This window comes from Brenneria sp. hezel4-2-4, from assembly GCF_013155275.1.
GTDB lineage: Bacteria > Pseudomonadota > Gammaproteobacteria > Enterobacterales > Enterobacteriaceae > Brenneria.
Genome location: NZ_JABJXS010000019.1, coordinates 16,161 through 30,523, shown reverse-complemented (window position 1 = coordinate 30,523; position 14,363 = coordinate 16,161). Strand labels below are relative to the sequence as shown.

At 54.7% G+C, this 14,363-nt stretch carries 14 protein-coding genes, 1 pseudogene and 1 riboswitch; of the genes and pseudogenes, 9 read left to right on the top strand and 6 right to left on the bottom strand.

The window, feature by feature from the left end; all coding sequences use genetic code 11:
* Positions 1 to 493: 493 nt before the first annotated feature.
* Positions 494 to 2,083: a bifunctional phosphoribosylaminoimidazolecarboxamide formyltransferase/IMP cyclohydrolase gene (gene purH, locus HOY33_RS19915; protein WP_172291785.1), complete on the top strand. Its 1,590-nt coding sequence runs from the start codon at positions 494 to 496 to the stop codon at positions 2,081 to 2,083.
* A gap of 17 nt (positions 2,084 to 2,100) precedes the next feature.
* Complete coding sequence (purD, locus tag HOY33_RS19910; protein ID WP_172291784.1) at positions 2,101 to 3,387, top strand: phosphoribosylamine--glycine ligase; 1,287 nt, start codon at positions 2,101 to 2,103, stop codon at positions 3,385 to 3,387.
* A gap of 81 nt (positions 3,388 to 3,468) precedes the next feature.
* Here the strand turns inward: purD and HOY33_RS19905 are convergent, their stop codons facing one another.
* The 6 genes and pseudogenes from HOY33_RS19905 to nudC all read right to left on the bottom strand — a co-directional run.
* Positions 3,469 to 4,173: a DUF1481 domain-containing protein gene (locus HOY33_RS19905; RefSeq protein ID WP_172291783.1), complete on the bottom strand. Its 705-nt coding sequence runs from the start codon at positions 4,171 to 4,173 to the stop codon at positions 3,469 to 3,471.
* A gap of 3 nt (positions 4,174 to 4,176) precedes the next feature.
* A complete protein-coding gene (gene hupA / locus HOY33_RS19900; RefSeq protein WP_009114799.1) occupies positions 4,177 to 4,449 on the bottom strand; it encodes a nucleoid-associated protein HU-alpha in 273 nt (90 codons plus the stop codon).
* A 187-nt stretch (positions 4,450 to 4,636) separates the two neighbouring features.
* Positions 4,637 to 5,227 (bottom strand): YjaG family protein, encoded by a 591-nt coding sequence (locus HOY33_RS19895; RefSeq protein WP_172291782.1) that lies wholly within the window; start codon positions 5,225 to 5,227, stop codon positions 4,637 to 4,639.
* A 100-nt stretch (positions 5,228 to 5,327) separates the two neighbouring features.
* Positions 5,328 to 6,002 (bottom strand): deoxyribonuclease V, encoded by a 675-nt coding sequence (gene nfi, locus HOY33_RS19890; protein ID WP_172291781.1) that lies wholly within the window; start codon positions 6,000 to 6,002, stop codon positions 5,328 to 5,330.
* Between the two features lie 15 nt (positions 6,003 to 6,017).
* Complete coding sequence (hemE, locus tag HOY33_RS19885) at positions 6,018 to 7,082, bottom strand: uroporphyrinogen decarboxylase (RefSeq protein WP_172291780.1); 1,065 nt, start codon at positions 7,080 to 7,082, stop codon at positions 6,018 to 6,020.
* A 65-nt stretch (positions 7,083 to 7,147) separates the two neighbouring features.
* Positions 7,148 to 7,921 (bottom strand): annotated as a pseudogene (nudC, locus tag HOY33_RS19880) (NAD(+) diphosphatase); the annotation flags it as partial.
* Between the two features lie 104 nt (positions 7,922 to 8,025).
* Between nudC and rsd the strand changes: the two are divergent.
* The 7 genes from rsd (at position 8,026) to thiH (ending at position 14,360) form a co-directional block, all read left to right on the top strand.
* Positions 8,026 to 8,487 (top strand): sigma D regulator, encoded by a 462-nt coding sequence (gene rsd, locus HOY33_RS19875; RefSeq protein ID WP_172291779.1) that lies wholly within the window; start codon positions 8,026 to 8,028, stop codon positions 8,485 to 8,487.
* A gap of 139 nt (positions 8,488 to 8,626) precedes the next feature.
* Positions 8,627 to 8,769: riboswitch (TPP riboswitch) on the top strand.
* A gap of 111 nt (positions 8,770 to 8,880) precedes the next feature.
* Entirely contained in the window at positions 8,881 to 10,821 is a 1,941-nt protein-coding gene (gene thiC / locus HOY33_RS19870) for a phosphomethylpyrimidine synthase ThiC (protein WP_305793252.1), read from the top strand.
* Entirely contained in the window at positions 10,818 to 11,468 is a 651-nt protein-coding gene (thiE, locus tag HOY33_RS19865; protein ID WP_172291778.1) for a thiamine phosphate synthase, read from the top strand. Before thiC ends, thiE begins: the two co-directional genes overlap by 4 nt.
* 1 nt (position 11,469) lies before the next feature.
* Positions 11,470 to 12,249 (top strand): HesA/MoeB/ThiF family protein, encoded by a 780-nt coding sequence (locus HOY33_RS19860; RefSeq protein WP_172291777.1) that lies wholly within the window; start codon positions 11,470 to 11,472, stop codon positions 12,247 to 12,249.
* Complete coding sequence (gene thiS, locus HOY33_RS19855; protein ID WP_172291776.1) at positions 12,246 to 12,446, top strand: sulfur carrier protein ThiS; 201 nt, start codon at positions 12,246 to 12,248, stop codon at positions 12,444 to 12,446. Before HOY33_RS19860 ends, thiS begins: the two co-directional genes overlap by 4 nt.
* Position 12,447: 1 nt before the next feature.
* Positions 12,448 to 13,233, top strand: coding sequence for a thiazole synthase (locus tag HOY33_RS19850; protein ID WP_172291775.1), 786 nt, complete (start codon positions 12,448 to 12,450; stop codon positions 13,231 to 13,233).
* Positions 13,230 to 14,360 (top strand): 2-iminoacetate synthase ThiH, encoded by a 1,131-nt coding sequence (gene thiH / locus HOY33_RS19845; RefSeq protein WP_172291774.1) that lies wholly within the window; start codon positions 13,230 to 13,232, stop codon positions 14,358 to 14,360. The genes HOY33_RS19850 and thiH overlap by 4 nt, the downstream gene beginning before the upstream one ends.
* Positions 14,361 to 14,363: the final 3 nt, after the last annotated feature.

The window sequence follows — 14,363 nt, the reverse complement described above, 5'->3', positions numbered from 1 at the left end:
ATATTGTCTTGTGAGTGCCCACACAGATTGTCTGATTAAATTGTTAAAGAGCAGTGCCACGGCAACCGTGGCGCGGGCCGCATATGTTATGCAATTCCGCTGTGAAGTCAAGTGATTATTGCCTGACTCCTTACCGTCACCCCAACTGCGTAATCGCCGTTGCCGTGTCAGTGGAGGCGCATTATAGGGACTTCTGCGCAGGCCGCAATAGGTATTTCGCATAAAAATCATCGTTTGCTGCAATACACAGCAAAACACCGGCTTATACCCTTTTTTACACAAACTTATCCACAGATAAGATTCTGATTAAAATTAGACGAGCATCACGCAAACGTTTTCGCTACAATTCTTCCGCGAAAAACGCGCCCTCTTGTTGTGGACGTTAACTGAATATTTTTCTTTGTCTTGTCATCGCTGGTCTGTAAATAAAGAAAAAGACGATATTCACGTACTGTTCTTTACTGACTACCCAAATCCAAGGGATACCATCATCATGCAACAACCTCGTCCTATCCGCCGTGCTCTGCTCAGCGTTTCTGACAAAGCAGGTATTGTCGACTTTGCTCAAGCCTTGTCTCAACGTGGGGTAGAGCTGCTTTCCACCGGAGGCACAGCACATCTGCTGGCCGATGCAGGCTTACCGGTAACGGAGGTATCAGACTATACCGGTTTCCCGGAAATGATGGATGGACGCGTTAAAACTCTGCATCCGAAAGTTCATGGCGGCATTCTGGGACGTCGCGGGCAGGATGATGCCATCATGACAAAACACGATATCCAACCTATCGATATGGTTGTCGTGAATCTTTATCCGTTTGCCCAGACCGTCGCCCGTCCAGACTGCAAACTGGAAGACGCCGTCGAGAATATCGATATTGGCGGACCGACGATGGTTCGCTCTGCGGCCAAGAATCATAAAGATGTGGCTATTGTGGTTAAGAGCGGCGACTACGACACCATCATTAACGAGATGGATGCCAACAACGGCTCGCTGACCTACGAGACGCGTTTCGATCTGGCGATCAAAGCTTTTGAGCACACCGCAGCTTATGACAGCATGATTGCTAACTACTTCGGTGCCCTGGTGCCGCCTTATTATGGCGAAACGGATAAACCATCAGGACCTTTCCCACGCACGCTTAACCTGAACTTCGTGAAAAAGCAGGATATGCGCTATGGCGAAAACAGCCACCAGCAGGCGGCCTTCTATATAGAAGAAAATGTAACGGAAGCTTCTGTCGCAACATCTCAACAATTACAGGGCAAAGCCCTGTCCTACAATAATATCGCCGATACCGACGCTGCTCTGGAATGTGTTAAAGAGTTCACTGAAGCCGCCTGCGTTATCGTCAAACATGCCAATCCATGCGGCGTGGCTATCGGTAGTTCGATTCTTGATGCCTATGAGCGAGCCTACAAAACCGACCCAACGTCTGCTTTCGGCGGCATTATTGCCTTTAACCGCGAGTTGGACGAACAAACGGCGCAGGCGATTATCAGCCGCCAATTTGTTGAAGTCATTATTGCGCCGTCCGCCAGCGAAGCGGCGCTGAAAGTTACCGCAGCCAAACAGAATGTACGCGTACTGGTTTGTGGCGAATGGCAACAGCGTGTACCGGGTTTGGACTTCAAACGCGTGAACGGCGGCCTGCTGGTACAGGATCGCGACCTGGGGATGGTCGATGCCTCTCAGTTGCGGGTGGTTACGGAGCGCCAGCCCAGCGAGCAAGAATTACGTGATGCGTTGTTCTGCTGGAAAGTGGCCAAGTTCGTTAAATCCAATGCCATTGTCTACGCCCGTGACAATATGACCATCGGTATCGGCGCAGGCCAGATGAGCCGGGTATATTCCGCCAAAATTGCAGGTATCAAAGCCGGCGATGAGGGGCTGGAAGTGAGAGGTTCATCCATGGCCTCTGACGCTTTCTTTCCGTTCCGCGATGGTATTGATGCCGCTGCTGCGGTGGGTATCACGTGCGTCATCCAACCCGGTGGTTCTATTCGTGACGATGAAGTCATCGCCGCTGCAAATGAACATGGCATTGCGATGATCTTCACCGACATGCGCCATTTCCGCCATTAATTCAGGATCTGACTAACATGAACATTTTAATTATCGGTAATGGCGGGCGTGAACATGCGCTGGCCTGGAAAGCAGCACAGTCACCGCTGGCAGACAACGTCTATGTCGCGCCGGGTAATGCGGGAACGGCGCTGGAACCGTCACTGAGCAACGTCGATATTGCCGCAACCGACATTTCCGCTTTAGTCGATTTTGCTCAGCAAAATCAGATCGATTTAACCATTGTCGGCCCGGAAGCGCCCTTGGTGATCGGCGTAGTCGATGCTTTCCGTGCAGCAGGGCTGAAAATTTTCGGCCCGACTCAGGCGGCGGCTCAGCTAGAAGGTTCAAAGGCCTTTACCAAGGATTTCCTCGCCCGGCATAAAATCCCTACGAGCGAGTATCAAAACTTTACGGAAGTCGAGCCTGCGCTGGCTTATGTTCGTCGCAAAGGCGCCCCCATCGTGATCAAGGCGGACGGTCTGGCGGCAGGCAAAGGGGTGATTGTCGCCATGACGCTGGAAGATGCCGAAAACGCCATTCAGGATATGCTGGCCGGCAATGCGTTTGGCGATGCCGGACATCGTATCGTGGTGGAAGAGTTTCTGGACGGCGAGGAAGCCAGTTTCATCGTGATGGTTGACGGTGAAAACGTGTTGCCGATGGCCACCAGCCAGGATCATAAACGTGTCGGAGATAAAGATACCGGGCCGAATACCGGCGGCATGGGCGCTTACTCCCCTGCCCCTGTCGTTACCGATGAGGTTCATCAGCGCGTCATGGATCAGGTGATTTGGCCGACGGTTAAAGGAATGGCGGCGGAAGGCAATGTCTACACCGGCTTCCTGTACGCCGGGTTGATGATTTCCTCAGACGGCCAGCCAAAAGTGATTGAATTCAACTGTCGTTTTGGCGATCCGGAAACACAGCCCATCATGCTGCGCCTACGTTCCGACCTGATTGAACTGTGTCTCGCCGCCTGTGAAGGTAAGCTGAATGAGAAAGACTCGCTATGGGATGAGCGCCCATCGTTAGGCGTCGTATTGGCCGCTGGCGGATATCCGGGCGATTATCATCATGGCGATGTGATTTCTGGTTTACCCCGGCAGGATGCTAAGGATGGTAAAGTGTTTCACGCGGGTACTGCATTGAATGGCATGAACGTCGTGACGAATGGCGGACGCGTCCTGTGCGTGACGGCATTAGGTAATACCGTGGCGGATGCCCAGAAGCGGGCCTACGAACTGGCTGCTGAAATTCAGTGGCAGGGATGTTTCTGCCGGAAAGATATTGGCTATCGCGCCATCGAGCGGGAACAAGCCTGACAAACCGACAAGCCCGGAGAAATCCGGGTTTTTTATGTTGCACCTGTTTTCACCGTTTATCGGGTTATCATCGCATACGCATTACAGCCGGTCTGCGTCTGATTGCCAGCGGCAAAAATCCCCTTGATCCACCAGCAACAGCTGTGTGCCTTCCGGCGCCTCCAGCCATGCAATGCTCAATGATGACAATCCTGCGAGTTGCTGCCTCCGCTGGGCTATCCATTCCCGTGAAGCGTTGTCGAAATCGGGTTGAACCCTTGCGCCATCACAGGTTATCACCTGTCCGTTCTGCCATATTCCCTGTTGCAGGGTGACTTTACCCGCCTTCAGCACATCGCTGAGTTCCAGTAGGCGTTTGGCATCCCACTGATAAAGAGCGAGATCGTCATCGGAGATTGACTCTCGCCTCTCCGCCAGTTGGCGTTGCATAAAGCTGACCGTTCCGTCTTCCGCAAAGCGGATTTGGGTCTCATCTTTCTGCGTTTCCAGCTTTCTCTCGATTTCACGTACGTTACCCTGCTGATACAGATACTGGGTGACGACCGAATGATTACCCTGAATCGGGTTATAAACCACCAACAGCCTGACGGTATCATGCTGAGAATCATCTTTGCGCCACAGACGAACAACGCCGTGATCGGAAATATAGCCGCTGGCTAAGACCGGCGGGGGCGGGGTATGGCTGCTGCAAGCCACGATCAGCGCTATTGCGGCCCCAATGACGAACCAACGCGATAAAAGCAAAAGGGGCGAAAACGCCCCTCTGCTTAAACTTTTAACCGGCATGGCTTATTTAACGGCGTCTTTCAGCGCCTTGCCAGAAACAAACGCTGGCACGTTGGCAGCAGCAATTTTGATTTCTTTACCAGTTTGTGGATTGCGGCCAGTGCGCTCATTACGATGGTTTACTTTAAACGTACCAAAACCAACCAATTGTACTGCATCACCTTCTTTCAGAGACTCAGTAATCGCCGCCAGAGTTGATTCCAATGCTGCTTTTGCCTGTACTTTGGAAAGATCAGCTTTGTCCGCAATTACATCAATCAGTTGAGTCTTATTCATAAGTTATCCTTACAGTGTGTTTATCGCTTGCTAAGCATCGAGTGCGACGGATATGCCATGATAGCACTCTCCTGCATATACGCACCGACAGCCACTTTTATTACGCCCCCCAAATGTAGACCAGACAGGGTGCGGATGTGAAGCCTTAAGACATGCCATTTAAGGCCTTAAATCACGTTTTATCGTGTTATTGACTTAAATTTATCCCAATATTGCTACTTCCGGCCTCACGCAGATCGGCGCGGAGTCCCTTAATCAATTCGATGTCACGCTCTTCACAGGCAGCCAACAGGCGAAAAATCTCCCATTGGATGTCCCATTCCTCTTCAATTGCAGGCAGTACTTTCAACTCATCATCGGTCATTTCTCTACCTGCCTGCGTCATTTCCAACATGGCGACCGTGCGAATCGACGCTTCGCTGATGGCGATCGCATGCTCCAGCGTTTCACCGCTTAAGCGGGAGTGGATCAGCTCGCCTAAAGCAATACAGGCGTCAATCGCCGGGTAGACACCATAAATATCATAGTCATCAGAAGCAGGAATTGCCTCTTCTAATTTTTCCAGTTGGCTATCAAAATTGACTTTTGCATCTTTGACCACCAGCGTTTCCCAAACCAGATCGAGAATGCGGCGATAAACCATGGCATCGCCAAACCCGGTTTGCTGACAGAATTCATGATAATTGGGATACATACGTTCGCAGAGGCATGCCATAAACGTGACATGCTGCCAGCTTCCGAGCTTTTCCAAACGCAAATGAATTGGATTACGTAACATCTTTTATTTTATGCTCATTTAGAGGCAATGGGCGGCAGTGTACCTGAAATTGCCGCTGCGCCCTATGCCTGAATTCTTAAAGTTTTTATAACCGGAGCGCTCACAACATTTGTTGCTGCCAGCGCTGAAACGCAGGCCGTCCAGAGGCTACCGCATCGGCCCAGCGCGTAGGTTCGGGCAGACGATAACCGCGCATACAGCGCTTTACCCACAGCAATGCGCTATCCATACCGATCCGGTGGCCTGTCGCCACGAACAACGGGTTGCAGCGCGCCTTGCTGCGCCATACCCAGCCAATCTGTTCACCTTTATCCAGCAGCGGCTGCTGACTGCCCACCTCGGCGGACAGATGCTCGAAACGCCCACATAAACGGCTTTTCGCCACGCCAATCGTCGGCACATTCACCAATAGACCGAAATGACTGGCGACGCCAAGCCGACGCGGATGTGAGATACCATGTCCGTCGACAAATAACAAATCCGGCTTGTGCTCAAGCATCCGCCAGGCGGCAATCAGGCCCGGACATTCCCGAAAGGAGAGAAACCCGGGAATGTATGGCATCGTCGTGTCGACCCGCGCAATTTTATACTCCACCAATTCCAGCGAGGGATAGCGCATAACGGCGATAGCCGCGCGGGTAATCGTCCCTTCCTGTTCAAACCCCACATCCGCGCCGGCAATGAAATCCGGCTGTTCGAAAGGAAGATCGTCATAGCGAATAATTTCCGAAGCGCGGGCCAACTGCTCCTCACGCAACCGCAGAGTATCAATCACGCGTCCTCCTGTCGGCTACTGGTGGTACATACGGGATAACGCATGCACGGCCTCTACAAAGGCGCCGACATGCTCTGGCGGCACATCCTGATGAATGCCGTGCCCCAGATTAAACACATGCCCGTCGCCCTGGCCGAATCCCGCCAGAATGGACGCTACTTCCTGTTCAATCCGCACGGGAGAGGCATAAAGCATGGACGGATCCATGTTTCCCTGTAGCGCGACTTTGTCGCCGACGCGGCGGCGGGCATCGGCAATATCGGCGGTCCAGTCCAGTCCCAGCGCGTCGCAACCGGTTTCCGCCATCGCTTCCAGCCACTGTCCGCCGCCTTTGGTAAACAGCGTGACGGGAACCCGGCGGCCTTCGTTCTCACGCTGTAAAGCGTCGACGATTTTATGCAGGTAATGCAGGGAGAATTCGCGATAATCCCGGCCGCTCAGCACACCGCCCCAGGTATCAAACACCATGACCGCCTGAGCGCCGGCGCGGATCTGCGCGTTCAGATAAAGGATAACGCTGTCGGCCAGCTTATCCAGCAGTAAATGCAGTGTTTTCGGCTCTGCGAACATCATCTTTTTAATGATGGTGAACGCTTTGCTGCTGCCGCCTTCCACCATATAGGTCGCCAGCGTCCACGGGCTGCCCGAAAAGCCAATCAGCGGCACCGCGCCGGCAAGGCTTTTGCGGATGGTGCGTACGGCATTCATGACGTAAGCCAGTTCTTGTTCCGGATCGGGAACCGCCAACTTCACGACATCGGCGTGGCTGGTGATAGGAAACTGGAAACGCGGGCCTTCGCCGGCTTCAAAATAGAGCCCCAGCCCCATCGCATCGGGAATGGTCAGGATGTCTGAAAACAGGATCGCCGCATCAAGATCGTAGCGCCGTAAAGGTTGCAGCGTGACTTCGCAGGCCAGTTCCGCGTTTTTACACAGCGCCATGAAATCGCCGGCCTGTGCGCGGGTCGCCTTGTATTCCGGCAGGTAGCGCCCCGCCTGACGCATCATCCATACGGGCGTCACATCAACAGGCTGACGTAGCAAAGCACGCAAATAGCGATCGTTTTTCAGATCGGTCATGTCATTTTCCTTTCGGCATTAGGATGCTTATCATTATCGCAGTGGATGGTAACATGTTCATCGCCGCTCTCATCATAAGCACGGCACAACGCCACCGTATCCTCGATCAAACGGCGAGCGACCGTCCCCGGCGGCGGTAACAACGGCAACCGGTCGTAGCGAAACCAGGCGGCGTCCCGCAACTCTTTCGGATCGTGTTGAATATCGCCCCTGGCGTAATCCGCCATAAAGGCCATCATCAACGAGTGCGGGAAAGGCCAGGGTTGGGAACTGATGTAACGCAGGTTCTTGATCTGAATACGGCTTTCTTCCATCACTTCACGGGATACCGTCTGTTCCAGCGTTTCGCCCACTTCAACAAACCCGGCCAGTACCGTATACATATTTCCACGGTGGCGGTTGTGCTGCGCCAGCAGAATTTCATTACCCCGCCGGATCGCCACGATAATGCAGGGGGCGATCTGCGGATAATAACGCTCCTTGCAATGACGGCACAGGCAGGCCAGCTCAGTTTTACTCCGCACCATTTCATGACCGCAATAGCCACAATATCGGTGAGCACGGTAAAACTCCGCCAGTTGTACGCCCCGTCCCGCCATTTGAAACAGCCCGACTTCGTGATCGATAAGCTGACGGACGGACGCCATTCCGGCTTCCCGATTCTGGCAGACTAACCACACGGGCTGCCCCAGCCACTCGCCGATTTGCTGTGCGGCCTGCCCCTGCAATAACCAATTTGCCGCCGTTCCCTGCGGCAACTCTCCCTCAGGGAGCCATATTTGATTTGCGTGACTGATAACCCACCATCCGGTTTCGTCACCTTTTAGCGTTTGTTCCATATCTTTCTATTGCCCCACTGTCACTTCACTGGCATTTTACCATTCTGGGTGATGAGATAACTTTCATAAATTCCGGTTATTTTTTACCATTCACGGAGCTAACAATGCTAAATCAGTTACAAAGCCTGACTGAACTCGTCGGTGGCAATAATGCGTTAATCGACCAATGGCTACAAGCGCGTAAGCAACTGCTGATTGCTTACTACCGGCTGGTTGGCATCAAGCCCAATAAAGAAACGCACTCTCTGCTGGATGAAGACGCGCTGGATGACTTTTGCCAAAAGCTGGTCGATTACCTGTCGATCGGCCATTTCCACGTCTACGAACGGATGCTGCGCGAAGCGGGAGAGCTCAGCGAACAGAAGCAGGCTTTTTTCAGCCAGTTCGAGCAGGCCTTAACCCACAATACCCAGCGGATTATGGCGTCGTACGACAGCCATCTGGCGGCCGCCATCGATCATGATAACTGCATTAAATTCCAGCAGGCGTTGTCCAGCGTTGGGGAAACCCTGGCTGAACGCTTCTCGCTGGAAGACAAGGTGATTCGGCTGATTTTTGATCATTAATCTGTTTTTTATTCTCAGTAAAGTCATCGTTTTAATGTTCGGGTGGCGGCTTACTTTCACAGATAGGCTTTCCTGACTTTGACATATCCGCGCTGTCGTCATACAGTGTCATCGTTGTAATCAGCCCATTAATTCTAGGGCTATCTTGTCGGAGTGCCTAGCGCGTTGCCGTTTTCCGGGTTTTAAACCAGAAATGGCAATGCGCGGGCTGAGACCGTTAATTCGGGATCCGCGGAACCTGATCGGGTTAATACCTGCGAAGGGAACAAGAGTAATGTGCCTGATGAAACCTGGACATCGTCTATGCGTTAACCTTCATGGCATCAATTTTGTTATTACTCCCTCCGAACTCCAGACAAGCAATTTTCCCTTTACGCATCACAGGAACTTGCTATGTCTACAGAACCATTATCACCCAAAACCGGCCGTCGTGAACTGCGTGCCGCCGCGCAGCAATTCATTGATAATTTACAGGGAATGGCCTTCCCTAACTCCCGACGCATTTATCTCGAAGGATCACGTGGGGATATCCGTGTTCCCATGCGTGAAATTCAGCTCAGCCCGACCTTAATCGGCGGCAGCAAGGATACCCCCCAATATGAACCCAACGAACCCATTCCGGTTTATGATACGGCGGGTCCCTACGGCGATCCGGCGTCGCAACCCGATGTCCGAGTCGGCCTGGCGAAGTTAAGGGCAAGTTGGATTGCCGAACGGAACGATACCGAAGCGCTGCCCAGCGTCAGTTCCGACTTCACGCAACAACGTCTGGCCGATGCCGGCCTCGACCACCTCCGATTCGAGCATTTGCCTCGTCCCCTGCGCGCCAAGGCCGGAAAACGCGTGACCCAGTTGCATTACGCCCGTCAAGGCATCATTACGCCGGAAATGGAATTTATCGCCATCCGCGAGAATATGGGGCGCGAACGCATCCGTGACGAAGTGTTGCGTCAACAACACCCGGGGCAAAGCTTTGGCGCCAACCTGCCGCAAAACATTACCCCGGAGTTTGTACGCCAGGAAGTAGCGGCCGGGCGCGCCATTATTCCGTCCAACATTAACCATCCTGAATCCGAACCGATGATTATCGGCCGTAATTTTCTGGTGAAGGTTAACGCCAATATCGGCAACTCCGCCGTCACCTCCTCCATCGAAGAAGAAGTGGAAAAACTGGTGTGGTCCACCCGTTGGGGCGCCGACACCGTGATGGACCTGTCCACCGGGCGTTATATTCACGAAACCCGCGAGTGGATCCTGCGCAACAGCCCGGTGCCGATTGGTACGGTTCCCATCTATCAGGCGCTGGAAAAAGTCAACGGCGTGGCGGAAAACCTGAACTGGGAAATGTTCCGCGATACCCTGCTGGAGCAGGCCGAACAAGGCGTGGATTACTTCACCATCCATGCCGGCGTGCTGCTGCGCTATGTGCCCATGACCGCCAAACGGCTGACCGGTATTGTGTCGCGCGGCGGTTCGATCATGGCGAAGTGGTGCCTGTCGCATCATAAAGAAAGCTTCCTGTATGAACACTTTCGCGAAATCTGTGAAATCTGCGCCGCCTATGACGTGGCGTTATCGTTGGGCGACGGCCTGCGTCCCGGCTCCATTCAGGACGCCAACGATGAAGCGCAGTTCGCCGAACTGCATACGCTGGGCGAACTGACCAAAATTGCCTGGGAATACGATGTTCAGGTGATGATCGAAGGCCCCGGCCACGTGCCGATGCAGATGATCCGCCGCAATATGACCGAAGAGCTGGAACACTGCCATGAAGCGCCGTTCTATACGCTTGGCCCGCTGACCACCGATATCGCGCCCGGTTACGATCACTTCACCTCCGGGATCGGCGCGGCGATGATCGGCTGGTTTGGCTGCGCCATGCTGTGTTACGTCACGCCGAAAGAGCACCTCGGGCTGCCTAACAAAGAAGACGTCAAGCAGGGGTTGATTACCTACAAAATCGCCGCCCACGCGGCCGATCTGGCCAAAGGCCATCCGGGGGCGCAGATCCGCGATAACGCCATGTCAAAAGCGCGTTTTGAGTTCCGCTGGGAAGATCAGTTCAATCTGGCGCTCGATCCCGCAACGGCGCGCGCCTATCACGATGAAACGCTGCCGCAGGAGTCCGGCAAAGTGGCGCATTTCTGCTCCATGTGCGGGCCGAAGTTCTGCTCAATGAAGATCTCGCAGGAAGTACGTGATTACGCGGCAAAACAGGAGGCCGAAGCGCAGCCGATTGAAATCGGCATGGCGCAGATGTCGGAAGCATTCCGTTCACGCGGCGGCGAGTTGTACCACAGCGCCGCCAGCCTGCAAACGGAGGACAACAAATGACCGAGCCTCAGACCGCTACGCCTTTTGCCCCTACCGCGCATCGGCTTGGTCTCTATCCGGTGGTGGACAGCGTGGCGTGGATTGAACGTCTGCTAAGCGTGGGGGTAAAAACTATCCAGCTACGCATTAAAGACCTGCCCGATGAACAGGTTGAAAATGATGTCATTCAGGCCATCGCGTTAGGTCGCGACTATCAGGCGCGGCTGTTTATCAATGACTACTGGCGCCTGGCGGTGAAACATCAGGCCTATGGCGTTCATCTGGGACAGGAAGATCTGGACACGGCCGACCTCGCGGCCATCAAACGGGCCGGTCTGCGTCTCGGCGTCTCCACTCACGATGACCATGAACTGGCGCGCGCGGTAGCGGTTAACCCCTCCTATATCGCCTTAGGACACATTTTCCCCACGCAAACCAAAGCGATGCCGTCCGCCCCGCAGGGACTGGCCGAACTGACAAGGCATATTTCCGCCCTTCAGGATCGTTTCCCCACGGTCGCCATCGGCGGGATCGGCATTGATAACGTGCCTGCGGTGTTGACGACAGGCGTGGGCGGCATTGCCGTGGTCAGCGCGATAACCCAAGCGCCGGACTGGCGCCAGGCGACGGCGACGCTGCTCACGATGATCGAAGGACAGGAGGAATGAGATGCCCGACAATCATAAAGCGAAAAACGACGGCCTGAGCGATCGGGAATTTCTGCGCTACAGCCGCCAGTTACTGCTGGAGGATATTGGCCCGCAAGGCCAGGAAAAACTTAAATCCGCCAGCGTGTTGCTGGTGGGTTTAGGCGGCCTGGGCTCCCCCGCGTCAATGTATCTGGCCGCGGCGGGCGTGGGAACGCTGTTGCTGGCAGACGATGACACGCTGCATATCAGCAACCTGCAAAGACAGATCCTCTATCGCACCAGCGATACCAGCAAGCCTAAAGCCGTGCTGGCGCAGCAACAGTTACAGGCGCTAAATCCTCAGACGGAATATATCGCTCTGACGGAAAGGCTGACGGGCGCGGCGCTGCGCCATGCCGTCAGCCAGGCCGATGTGGTGCTGGATTGCAGCGACAATATGGAAACGCGCCATGCGGTTAACGCCGCCTGTATCAACGCGGGCAAACCGTTAATCAGCGGCAGCGCCGTGGGTTTCAGCGGGCAGTTGCTGGTGCTGACGCCGCCCTATCGCCACGGCTGTTACGCCTGTTTGTATCCCGAGGCCACGGAGCCGCAACGCAATTGCCGTACCGCCGGCGTACTCGGCCCGGTCGTCGGGGTCATTGGCACTTTACAGGCGCTGGAAACGCTCAAACTGCTGGCGGGGTTGCCTTCGGCGTTAAGCGGCAAACTGCGGCTGTTTGACGGGAAACAACAGAGCTGGGCCACCCTTCAACTTACGCGCGCCGCCCATTGTCCGGTCTGTGGAGCAGTCGCATGAAGATTAGGCTGAACGACCAGACCGTCGAGCTTGCTGATGCAGTGACGGTAGAAACGCTGCTGACGCAGTTAAATCGGCTACAACCCGGCACTGCTCTGGCCATCAATCAAACCATTATCCCGCGCGATACCTGGATTCATCATCAGGTTCAGGACGGTGATGATATTTTGCTTTTTCAGGCAATCGCGGGAGGATGACATGCTACACATTGCCGATACCACGTTTACATCCCGGCTGCTCACCGGCACCGGAAAATTCGCCACCCCTGACCTTATGCTTCAGGCCATACGGGCATCCGGTTCCCAACTGGTCACCCTGGCGATGAAACGGGTGGATTTGAAAGGAGGCAACGACGCGCTCCTGTCGCCCTTACGTCAGCTCGGCATCAAACTGTTGCCGAATACCTCGGGGGCAAAAACGGCGGATGAAGCCATCTTCGCCGCCCGGCTGGCGCGTGAGGCGTTAGACACCCATTGGGTGAAGCTGGAAATTCATCCGGATATGAAATACCTGCTGCCCGATCCGATTGAAACGCTGAAAGCCGCCGAACGACTGGTCAAAGACGGATTCGTCGTCCTGCCTTATTGCGGCGCGGATCCGGTGCTTTGTAAGCGACTAGAGGAAGCGGGATGCGCCGCCGTGATGCCGCTGGGCGCGCCGATAGGTTCTAACCAGGGGCTGCAAACCCGGGATTTCTTACGCATTATTATCGAACAATCGCATGTTCCGGTGGTGATCGATGCAGGCATCGGCGCCCCCAGCCACGCGACAGAAGCGCTGGAAATGGGCGCGGATGCCGTGCTGGTCAACACCGCTATCGCGGTTGCCCGCGATCCGATAAAAATGGCGCAGGCTTTCAAAGAGGCAGTCGAGGCGGGCGTGCTGGCTAATCAAGCCGGTCTGGGCAGCAAGCAGTACATCGCCAGCGCCACCAGCCCGCTGACCGGCTTCCTGCGCCCGCAAACGGAAGGAGCACGCGGATGACAACCGACTTTCAAACCGTCTGGGAGCGGCTCGACTGGGACGACCTCACTCTGCGGATCAACAGCAAAACCGCTCGGGATGTTGAGCAAGCACTCTCCACAGCGCGGCCCGATCGGGAAGATTTTATGGCGCTAATCTCCCCCGCCGCCGCCCCTTATCTGGAACCGCTGGCGCAACGGGCGCAACAGCTTACCCGTCAGCGCTTCGGCAACACGGTGAGCTTTTATGTGCCGCTGTATCTTTCCAACCTGTGTTCAAACGACTGTACCTACTGCGGTTTCTCAATGAGTAACCACATCAAGCGCAAAACGCTGGATGACAATGAGATCCTGCGCGAATGCGCGGCGATCAAGGCGCTGGGCTTCGATCATTTGTTGCTGGTGACCGGCGAGCATCAGCGCAAAGTGGGCATGGACTATTTTCGCCGCGTTTTCCCGCTGATCCGCCCACACTTCAGTTCGCTGATGATGGAAGTCCAGCCGCTGGCGCAGGAAGAGTATGCCGAACTGAAAACGCTGGGCCTGGATGGCGTAATGGTCTATCAGGAGACCTATCATCCGGCGACCTATCAACACCATCATTTACGCGGACAAAAGCAGGATTTTCACTGGCGGCTGACCACGCCGGATCGTCTTGGCCGCGCCGGGATCGACAAGATCGGGCTAGGCGCGTTAATCGGCCTGTCAGACAGTTGGCGCACAGACTGTTATATGGTGGCGGAACATTTGCTGCACCTGCAACAAACCTACTGGCAAAGCCGCTATTCCGTTTCATTCCCGCGTCTGCGCCCCTGCGCCGGCGGCATAGAACCCGCGTCCATCATGGATGAAACGCAACTGATGCAGGTGATTTGCGCTTTCAGACTGCTATCGCCGGACATTGAGCTATCGCTGTCCACCCGCGAATCGCCTTTCTTTCGCGACCACGCCATCCCAATCGCAATTAACAATGTCAGCGCCTTCTCCAAAACCCAGCCGGGCGGTTATGCGGATAACCATCCTGAGTTGGAACAGTTCATCCCTCATGACGCACGTCGGCCGGAAGAGGTGGCGCAGGCGATTGTTCAGGCCGGGTTACAGCCGGTATGGAAAGACTGGGATGACTATCTGGGAAGACGATCGCAATAAGCA

Bases quoted from the DNA above. Each gene is read 5' to 3' on its own strand.
- HOY33_RS19895 (WP_172291782.1), bottom strand. From the start codon at position 5,227: ATGTTACGTAATCCAATTCATTTGCGTTTGGAAAAGCTCGGAAGCTGG.
- hupA (WP_009114799.1), bottom strand. From the start codon at position 4,449: ATGAATAAGACTCAACTGATTGATGTAATTGCGGACAAAGCTGATCTT.
- HOY33_RS19850 (WP_172291775.1), top strand. From the start codon at position 12,448: ATGCTACACATTGCCGATACCACGTTTACATCCCGGCTGCTCACCGGC.
- HOY33_RS19905 (WP_172291783.1), bottom strand. From the start codon at position 4,173: ATGCCGGTTAAAAGTTTAAGCAGAGGGGCGTTTTCGCCCCTTTTGCTT.
- purD (WP_172291784.1), top strand. From the start codon at position 2,101: ATGAACATTTTAATTATCGGTAATGGCGGGCGTGAACATGCGCTGGCC.
- rsd (WP_172291779.1), top strand. From the start codon at position 8,026: ATGCTAAATCAGTTACAAAGCCTGACTGAACTCGTCGGTGGCAATAAT.
- thiE (WP_172291778.1), top strand. From the start codon at position 10,818: ATGACCGAGCCTCAGACCGCTACGCCTTTTGCCCCTACCGCGCATCGG.
- thiH (WP_172291774.1), top strand. From the start codon at position 13,230: ATGACAACCGACTTTCAAACCGTCTGGGAGCGGCTCGACTGGGACGAC.
- thiC (WP_305793252.1), top strand. From the start codon at position 8,881: ATGTCTACAGAACCATTATCACCCAAAACCGGCCGTCGTGAACTGCGT.
- thiS (WP_172291776.1), top strand. From the start codon at position 12,246: ATGAAGATTAGGCTGAACGACCAGACCGTCGAGCTTGCTGATGCAGTG.
- purH (WP_172291785.1), top strand. From the start codon at position 494: ATGCAACAACCTCGTCCTATCCGCCGTGCTCTGCTCAGCGTTTCTGAC.
- HOY33_RS19860 (WP_172291777.1), top strand. From the start codon at position 11,470: ATGCCCGACAATCATAAAGCGAAAAACGACGGCCTGAGCGATCGGGAA.
- hemE (WP_172291780.1), bottom strand. From the start codon at position 7,082: ATGACCGATCTGAAAAACGATCGCTATTTGCGTGCTTTGCTACGTCAG.